Annotated in this window: 10 protein-coding genes; 2 read left to right on the forward strand and 8 right to left on the reverse strand. The window is 70.9% G+C overall.

Translation table 11 applies throughout. The annotated features are described in order from the left end of the window. A partial coding sequence (locus QR77_RS20690; RefSeq protein ID WP_052488931.1) for an LLM class F420-dependent oxidoreductase occupies positions 1–818 on the reverse strand: 818 nt, incomplete at its 3' end. A 133-nt stretch (positions 819–951) separates the two neighbouring features. Between QR77_RS20690 and QR77_RS20695 the strand changes: the two genes are divergently transcribed. Next, positions 952–1389 carry a TOBE domain-containing protein gene (locus QR77_RS20695; protein ID WP_236710748.1) on the forward strand — a complete coding sequence of 146 codons (438 nt, stop codon included), beginning with the start codon at positions 952–954 and terminating at the stop codon, positions 1387–1389. A 29-nt stretch (positions 1390–1418) separates the two neighbouring features. On the opposite strand, the gene QR77_RS20700 is transcribed toward QR77_RS20695, so the two are convergent. The 4 genes from QR77_RS20700 to QR77_RS20715 all read right to left on the reverse strand — a co-directional run bounded on the left by QR77_RS20700 (position 1419) and on the right by QR77_RS20715 (position 4198). Further along, positions 1419–2036, reverse strand: coding sequence for a molybdopterin-dependent oxidoreductase (locus QR77_RS20700; RefSeq protein WP_078876946.1), 618 nt, complete (start codon positions 2034–2036; stop codon positions 1419–1421). Positions 2037–2252: 216 nt separating this feature from the next. Then, positions 2253–2666, reverse strand: a complete 414-nt coding sequence (locus QR77_RS20705; RefSeq protein WP_040023526.1) for a TOBE domain-containing protein — start codon at positions 2664–2666, stop codon at positions 2253–2255. Between the two features lie 36 nt (positions 2667–2702). Continuing rightward, entirely contained in the window at positions 2703–3563 is an 861-nt protein-coding gene (locus QR77_RS20710; RefSeq protein WP_040023528.1) for an NmrA family NAD(P)-binding protein, read from the reverse strand. Positions 3564–3628: 65 nt separating this feature from the next. Then, positions 3629–4198: a TetR/AcrR family transcriptional regulator gene (locus QR77_RS20715; RefSeq protein WP_040023529.1), complete on the reverse strand. Its 570-nt coding sequence runs from the start codon at positions 4196–4198 to the stop codon at positions 3629–3631. A 209-nt stretch (positions 4199–4407) separates the two neighbouring features. Between QR77_RS20715 and QR77_RS20720 the strand changes: the two genes are divergently transcribed. After that, positions 4408–5358 (forward strand): NAD(P)/FAD-dependent oxidoreductase, encoded by a 951-nt coding sequence (locus QR77_RS20720; RefSeq protein ID WP_052488932.1) that lies wholly within the window; start codon positions 4408–4410, stop codon positions 5356–5358. A gap of 22 nt (positions 5359–5380) precedes the next feature. Here the strand turns inward: QR77_RS20720 and QR77_RS20725 are convergent, their stop codons facing one another. The 3 genes from QR77_RS20725 to QR77_RS20735 all read right to left on the reverse strand — a co-directional run. Continuing rightward, a complete protein-coding gene (locus tag QR77_RS20725; RefSeq protein ID WP_052488933.1) occupies positions 5381–6172 on the reverse strand; it encodes an SDR family NAD(P)-dependent oxidoreductase in 792 nt (263 codons plus the stop codon). 122 nt (positions 6173–6294) lie between these two features. After that, a complete protein-coding gene (locus tag QR77_RS20730; RefSeq protein ID WP_040023531.1) occupies positions 6295–6660 on the reverse strand; it encodes a hypothetical protein in 366 nt (121 codons plus the stop codon). Then, positions 6641–7112, reverse strand: a 472-nt coding sequence (locus QR77_RS20735; protein WP_040023532.1) for a cbb3-type cytochrome c oxidase subunit I, incomplete at its 5' end; no start/stop codon positions are given. The genes QR77_RS20730 and QR77_RS20735, both read right to left, overlap by 20 nt.

Here is a 7112-nt window from a genome sequence, read left to right on the forward strand (position 1 = left end):
GCGGTGGCGGCGAGCGCCGCCAGTTCGTCCAGCCGGTGCAGGGTCTCCGCCTCCGGCAGGGGCGCCAGCTCGAAGAGAACCCGCTCCACATCGAGTCGCGCGTACGCCGCCAGGCCCGCGGGGTCGTCCAGTACGTCGTACACCGCCACCGGCACGTCACGGCCCGCCATCTCGCGCAGCCGCTCGATCTGCGGTCCGAGTTCGGCCGGCGGCACGCCGTTGGCGAGCCAGACGTCCCCGAAGTCCCGGACGCGCGCGAACGCGCCTTCGCCGCCGCCGACATAGATGGGCGGGTACGGGTCCTGCACCGGCTTGGGCCAGGAGTAGACCGGGTCGAAGTCGACGAACTCCCCGTGGAATTCGGCCTTTTCCTCTGTCCACAGGGCGCGGATGGCGCCCAGCCGCTCGTTCACGAGGCGGCCTCGCCTGGTCGGGTCCGTCCCGTGGTTCTCCATCTCCTCGCGGTTCCAGCCCACCCCGACCCCGAAGACGGCGCGCCCGTCCGAGACGAGGTCCAGGGAAGCGACCTCCTTCGCCGTGTGGATCGGGTCCCGTTGCGCCACCAGGGCGATGCCGGTCCCGAGCAGGATGCGGTCGGTGACCGAGGCGGCTGCCGCCAGGGCGACGAAGGGGTCGAGGGTGCGGTAGTACTTCTCCGGCAGGTCACCGCCGTTCGAGTACGGGGTCCTGCGGCTCACCGGGATGTGGCTGTGCTCGGCGATGAGCAGGGAGTCGAATCCCCTTTCCTCGACGGCCCGGCCCAGGGCGGCCGGGCGGATGCCCTGATCGGTGATGAAGGTCGAGATTCCGAATTTCACTGTGCTCCTTCGGCGCTTTTCCGAGCTGTGGCTAGAGTGGGAGGTTCATAGCGGATGAATGCGAACAAAACGGCCTTCCGGTCACACTCCATCCCCTGCGTATTCCACTCCCTACGATGTGAGGCGCGTAGTCATGAGTCTGAGCACGAGCCCCGGCATGAGCATCCGCAACCGGATCGCAGGCACCATCGTCGCAGTGACCCCCGGCGAGGTCATGGCCACCGTCAAGGTGCGCATCGAGGGCGGCCAGGTGATCACGGCGGCGATCACCCAGGAGGCCGTGACGGAACTGGCACTCGCCGAGGGCACACAGGTGCACGCGCTGGTGAAGTCCACCGAGGTCGCGCTCGCCACCGGCGCGGTGGACGGGCTCAGCATCCGCAACCAGATCCCCGGCACCGTCACCGAGGTCGCGATGGGTGCCGCCATGGCGACCGTGAAGGTCGCCGTCCGGGGCGGCGAGCTGACCTCGGCCGTCACGCGGGACGCGGTGGCCGATCTCGGGCTCGCCTCGGGGTCGTCGGTGGTGGCGCTGATCAAGTCCACCGAGGTCTCGCTCGCGACCACCTGAACCAGTCGCTCGCGACCGCCTGAACCAGGTCAGAGGACCGGCGGCTGCTCCGGTACGGCGTACGCGCCGATCCACACGCTGGTGACCGCGCTGACGTAACGCGCCCCGCAGCGGTCGGACGGCACCACGAGCTGGGTGCCCTCCGCGTCCAGCGGCCGGCCGTCCATGGCGGTGGCGAGCAGGATCGGTATGTCGCCGAAGTCGGCGTCGATCTCGGCCCAGGACAGCACCGTGTGGTGCCCGTCCCCGCCGGTGACGGCGAGCAGGAAACGGGAACGGTCCTTGCGGCGCCGCGCGTCGAACGCCGGGCCCGCGTCCTGGACGACGTCGCGCAGGAGCGGTCCGTCGAAGGTGTGCGGGCGTGGGCCGTTCTTCGCGCAGTTGAACACCACGTCGGCGTGCCGCTGCTCCCAGCGCTCCCGCAGGTCGGCGACCGTGAGGGAGAGCGGGCGCGCCACCTCGCCACGGAGGAGGAGAGGCGCGGTGCGCGCCGGGGCGCGGAGCGTCGGTGTGCTGAGTGCCTGGGCGGGGCGTGCGGCGGCGGTGCGTGTCGTGGCGGTGGCTGCGGTAGCGGTGGGTGCGGAGGCGGTGCGTGCCTGCGCGGTACGTGGCGTGGCGCTGAGTGGTGGCGTACTGACCCGGCCCATCAGATTCCCCCTCAGGAGGCCCGCGTGGAACTGCCTCAGCAGTGATACCCACCCCCCGCGCCGGGGAATCCCAGATGCCACCCGGAAGCTTCGATCAGCCTTGCTTGTGTGAGGAGATGACCAACACCAGGCTGGTAGACGCGTACGGAGGGGGCGCTCGTACCCACGGCCGGTCAAGTCACGTCGGATCGGGCCGCGTCAGGTCGTGCCGCGCCGTTACGGCTGTCGCCCCCGCGCCGGGCGTTCGACATGCACGTTGGTCGACTTCACGCGCGCCGTGACCGTCACCCCGACCTCGATGCCCAGCTCCTCGACGGCCTCCCGGGTGACCATCGAGACCAGCCGGTGCGGTCCCGACTGGACCTCCACCTGCGCGACCACGTCGTCGACCACGACCGCCGTCACGATCCCGGCGAACGAATTGCGCACCGACGTGAAGATCTCGTCGGACACCGGATGCAGCCCGACGGCGCGGTCCTTGGCGATGGCCGCCAGGCTGGCCCCGTCGATGACCCTGTTGCCCGAACCGTCCCGCTCCATGAGGAGCTGACCGCCGTCGGCCCAGCGGCGGACGGTCTCCGAACTCACGCCGAGCAGTCCCGCTGCCTGGCCGATGCTGTACGAGGGCACGTCCCGAAGCCTAGGGCCTGTCTGACAGGCCCTTGGTCAGGCGGCGTCGATGTCCGCCGTGAGCTGGTCGGCGACGGAGCGCGGTTCGCGGCCGAGGAGTTCGGTGAGCAGCGGGTCGACCCCGGTGAAGCGGCCTTCGCGGGCGGCCTGGAAGGTGGTGAGTGTCATCCGCGCCATCGCTTCCGGGGTGCCGGCGACGACCTTGGCCGCGATCCACTCCTCGTCGTCCAGCGTGCTGCGTTCGATGTCACGGCCGGTCTTCTCGGAGGCCAGGGCGGCGACGTCGTCGAACGTCACGGCCTGGCGGGCGGTGAGCGTGACCGGGCCGTCGAAGGTGCGGTCCCCGGCAAGAATGACCGCTGCGGCCTCGGCGGCGTCGGCGCGGTCGGTCCAGGAGACGGGGCCGTCGGCCGGGGCGGTGATGGTGCCGGTCTGCTGCCAGGGGCCCAGCAGCCAGCCCAGGCTGTGGGCGTAGAAGCCGTTGCGCAGTGCGGTCCAGGCGATGCCGGAGTCGGCGAGGAGCTGTTCGGTGGCGGCGTGGTCGCGGGCCGGGCGGAAGGGACTGTCCGCTCCGGCTCCCTGGTGGCTGGTGTAGAGGACGCGCCGGGCTCCAGCGGCGACAGCGGCGTCGATGCCGACGCGGTGCAGCGGGACCGCGTCGGCGTGGGGGTCGTTGGAGGAGACGAGCAGGACCTGCTCGGCGCCCTCGAAGGAGTGCCGCAGTGAGGCCGGGTCCTCGTAGGAGCCCCGGCGCACGCGCACGCCGCGGTCGGCGAAGTGCTGTGCCTTGGCGGTGTCGCGGACGCTGACGCCGATCCGTTCGGCGGGCACGCGCTTCAGGAGGTGTTCGACAGTGGCGCCGTTGAGCGCTCCGGTCGCACCGGTGACAACGATCATGTGAGGGGCTCCTTTCGTGCCCGCGCCGCGCGTCCGACGCGTGCGTACGGGCGTGCGGGCCGGGGTCAGTGGGTGCGCAGGAGCGGGAGCAGGATGTCGTCGACGAGGTGTGCGACGAACGATTCGTCGCACGGCTCGCCTGCGATCACAACGCGGTGCACGATGACGGCGGGGGCGACCTCGGCGAAGAGTTCCGCGGCCCGGGGGGCCAGCTCCTCTCCGTGCCGGATCGCCTTGTGCAGCGGCTCGTCGGTCATGGCGGCCTCGTCGCGGCGCAGGATGCGGCGCATCTCCTCCGCGAGACGCGCGTCGCCGCGCATCCCGGCGAACAGTGCCCCGAGCAGGCCGATCTCCTGCTCGGCGATCTGCCGGGCCAGCCAGGAGACGAGCCCGAGCAGATTCTCCCGAAGATCGTCCGAGGCGGGCTCGGGAGGCGTGGCGTGCGCGCGGTGCTCGACCGCGGCGGCGACCAGCGCGGCCTTGTCGCGGTAGCGGCGGTAGATCGTCGTCTTCGCCGACCCGGAGCGGCTTGCGACCGCCTCCATGGACAACTGCTCGTAACCCACCTCGGTCAGCAGCGACAGCGTCGCCTCAAGGATGGCCAGGCCACGGCCGGTGTCACGCGGCCGCCCCATAACGGATGGCCCGTCCGCTCCCTCGGCCCGCGAGCCACTCGATGCGCTTGCCACTCCGACTCCTATTTTCGCTACGCTACGGTTGCGTATCGAAAGTAACCCGGAATGGGGCCGGCGGCAACTCAGGCCCGCCCGGCTCGCCGAGTCAATGTGTCTCACATGGCGAGCAGATCTGGACCAGCATGCGGACACGGTGTTTGGATTCCGGCATGGCTCACTCCACGGAACAGCGTGTCGGCGAGACGCGGACCGAGGCCGACATCGTGGTGGTAGGCGGGGGTGTGGCGGGGCTTCAGGCCGCTCTCGTCCTGGGGCGCGCACGGCGGAGCGTCACCGTCGTGGACGGTGGCGAGCCGCGTAACGCCCGGGCGCGTGCGGTGCACAATCTGGCGGGGCACGAGGGCATCGCCCCGGCCGACCTGCTCGACCGGGCGCGCGCGGACGCGCGGCGGTACGGCGTACGGATCGTCACCGGGACGGTGACCGAAGCCCGGCGCGAGGGGCCGGACTTGGTCGTCGCCGTCGGCGGCGGCGGTACGGTGCGGGCCGGCGCTTTGGTCCTGGCGACCGGCGTGGCCGAGGATCTGCCGCAGGTGGAGGGGCTGGCCGAGTTGTGGGGCGGGGACGTCGTCTCGTGCCCGTACTGCCACGGCTGGGAGGCTCAGGGGCTGCCGGTAGCTGTGGTCGGCTCGGGCGCGCGGGCATGGCTGCAACTGCTCCTGCTCCAGCGCTTCACCGACGATCTGGTGCTGCTGAGCGACGGCCCCGCGGAACTGGACGCGGCGCGACTCGCGCATCTGCGCCGTACGTCCGTCACCGTACGGGAGGACCCGATCGCGCGCGTCGTCGCCGACCGGGGGCGCCTGACGGGCGTCGAGTTCGCGGACGGGGAACTGCTCCCGCGCGGTGTGCTGTTCGCCTCGGCCACCCGTCGTCCCGCCTCCGCGCTGCCGGCCGCGCTGGGCTGCGACGTGGTGGACGCGGGTGTCACCACCGACGCCGACGGGTTCACCGGGGTGCCGGGGGTGTGGGCGGTCGGGTCGTGCGCGCAGCCGGCGCTGACCGTCGCGGGCTCGGTCGGCCACGCGACCACGACGGCGATCGCGCTGAACACCGCGCTGATCACCGCCTCGTTCACCGCCTCGATCACTGGGGTATGAGGGCGCTACGCCGCTCCGAGCGTCAGTGCTCCTGGGCCGTCGGGCGCACCATGATCTCGTTGACGGCGGCGTGCGGCGGTTGGGTGATCATGAAGATGACGGACCGTGCGATGTCCTCGACCCGTAGCCACTTCTCCTCCGGCATCCCGAGCCCGGCCGCTGACTGACCGGTCTGTGTCATCTCCGACAGCGTCATCCCGGGCTCGATCAGCCCGACCCGTACGCCCCGCCCGGTCACCTCCATGCGCAGCGACTCGCTGAAGCCGCCGACCGCGTGCTTGGTCGCCGAGTACACGCTGTTGTCCTTACGGGCCAGCCGGCCGGCGACGGAGCCGATGTTGACGAGGTCGGCGACGCCCCGCGATCCCGGCTCCGACGCCGCCCGCAGCAGGTGGGGCAGTGCGGAGCGGGACATCTGGATGAGGGCCCTGAGGTTGACGTCGATCATCATGTCCCAGTCGGCCGGATCGCTGTCCAGGACCGGGTTCCGCGCCCCGTAACCCGCGCTGTTCACCAGCACGTCCAGGCGGCCGAAGTGGCTTACGGCCTGCTCGACCACAGCTTCCGCCTGCGCCGCCTCGCGCAGGTCGGCGGCGAGAGCGAGGGAGGTGCCGCCCTGCGCGGCGATGGCGGCGGTCAGTTCCTCCAGGCGCTCGGCGCGGCGCGCGACCAGTGCGACCGAGCCGCCCTGCCGCGCGATGGCCAGCGCGGTGGCGGCGCCGATGCCGCTGGACGCACCGGTCACCAGCGCCGCGCATCCCGACAGGTCCCCGGTCGCGCCGCCGTTTCCGTTCGCGGCCTCTGTGGTGCTCATGGTGTTTCCGTTCCTCACGCTGGTCCGAACGATGTGCGGGGGTGCGATGACCCGTTTCCGGGCCGCCTACCCCTTGGAGGAAGTGTGATCCATCGCCCATCGCCCACCGCCGCCCGCCGCGCCTACCCGTGCAGCACGTCCCATCCGCCGCTCCCCGCGATCAGGAGGACCGCCGCGAACCCGCCTGCCGCCGTCGCGGCGAAGGCCCCGACCAGCCGGCGCCGGAGCCGGCGGTAGCGCGCCTCGTACTCGCCGCGCAGTTCCGCGCTCCGGGTGCCTATTCGCCGCAGGTACGCCGGGAATTCGTCCATCCGGTCGGTGACATAGAGGCGTTCCACCTCTTCGCTCTGCGCGCGGGTGAGCCAGGGCATCTGTGAGACGAACGCCTCGGCGCGCGCTCTCGCCTCACTCCGTTCGCCCTCCAGCAGCACATATCCCTCGATCTCGTTGACGGTCTTCCTCGCCGTGTCAGCGAGCCAGTCGGTCATACGGGATTTCTCCTTCTGTCATTTCTGTGAGTTCCGTCAGTCCCGCAATCTCCGGATGGTGCAGGTCGAACGCCGGGGATTCGGAACGTATCTGGGGGAGCGATACGAAGTTGTGCCGGGGCGGCGGGCACGACGTCGCCCATTCCAGCGAACGGCCATAGCCCCAGGGGTCGTCGACGTCCACCTTCTCGCCGTACTTGGCGGTCTTCCAGACGTTGTAGAGGAACGGCAGGATCGACAGGCCCAGCAGGAACGAACAGATCGTGGACAGGGTGTTCAGCGCGGTCAGGCCCTCCACGGCGAGATAGTCGGAACTCCGCCGGACCATGCCCTCCGCGCCCAGCCAGTGCTGGACGAGGAAGGTGCCGTGGAAGCCGATGAACAGCGTCCAGAAGGTGATCTTCCCGAGCCGCTCGTCGAGCATCTTCCCGGTGAACTTCGGCCACCAGAAA

The organism is Streptomyces sp. 150FB (genome assembly GCF_000818195.1).
Taxonomy (GTDB): Bacteria; Actinomycetota; Actinomycetes; order Streptomycetales; family Streptomycetaceae; genus Streptomyces.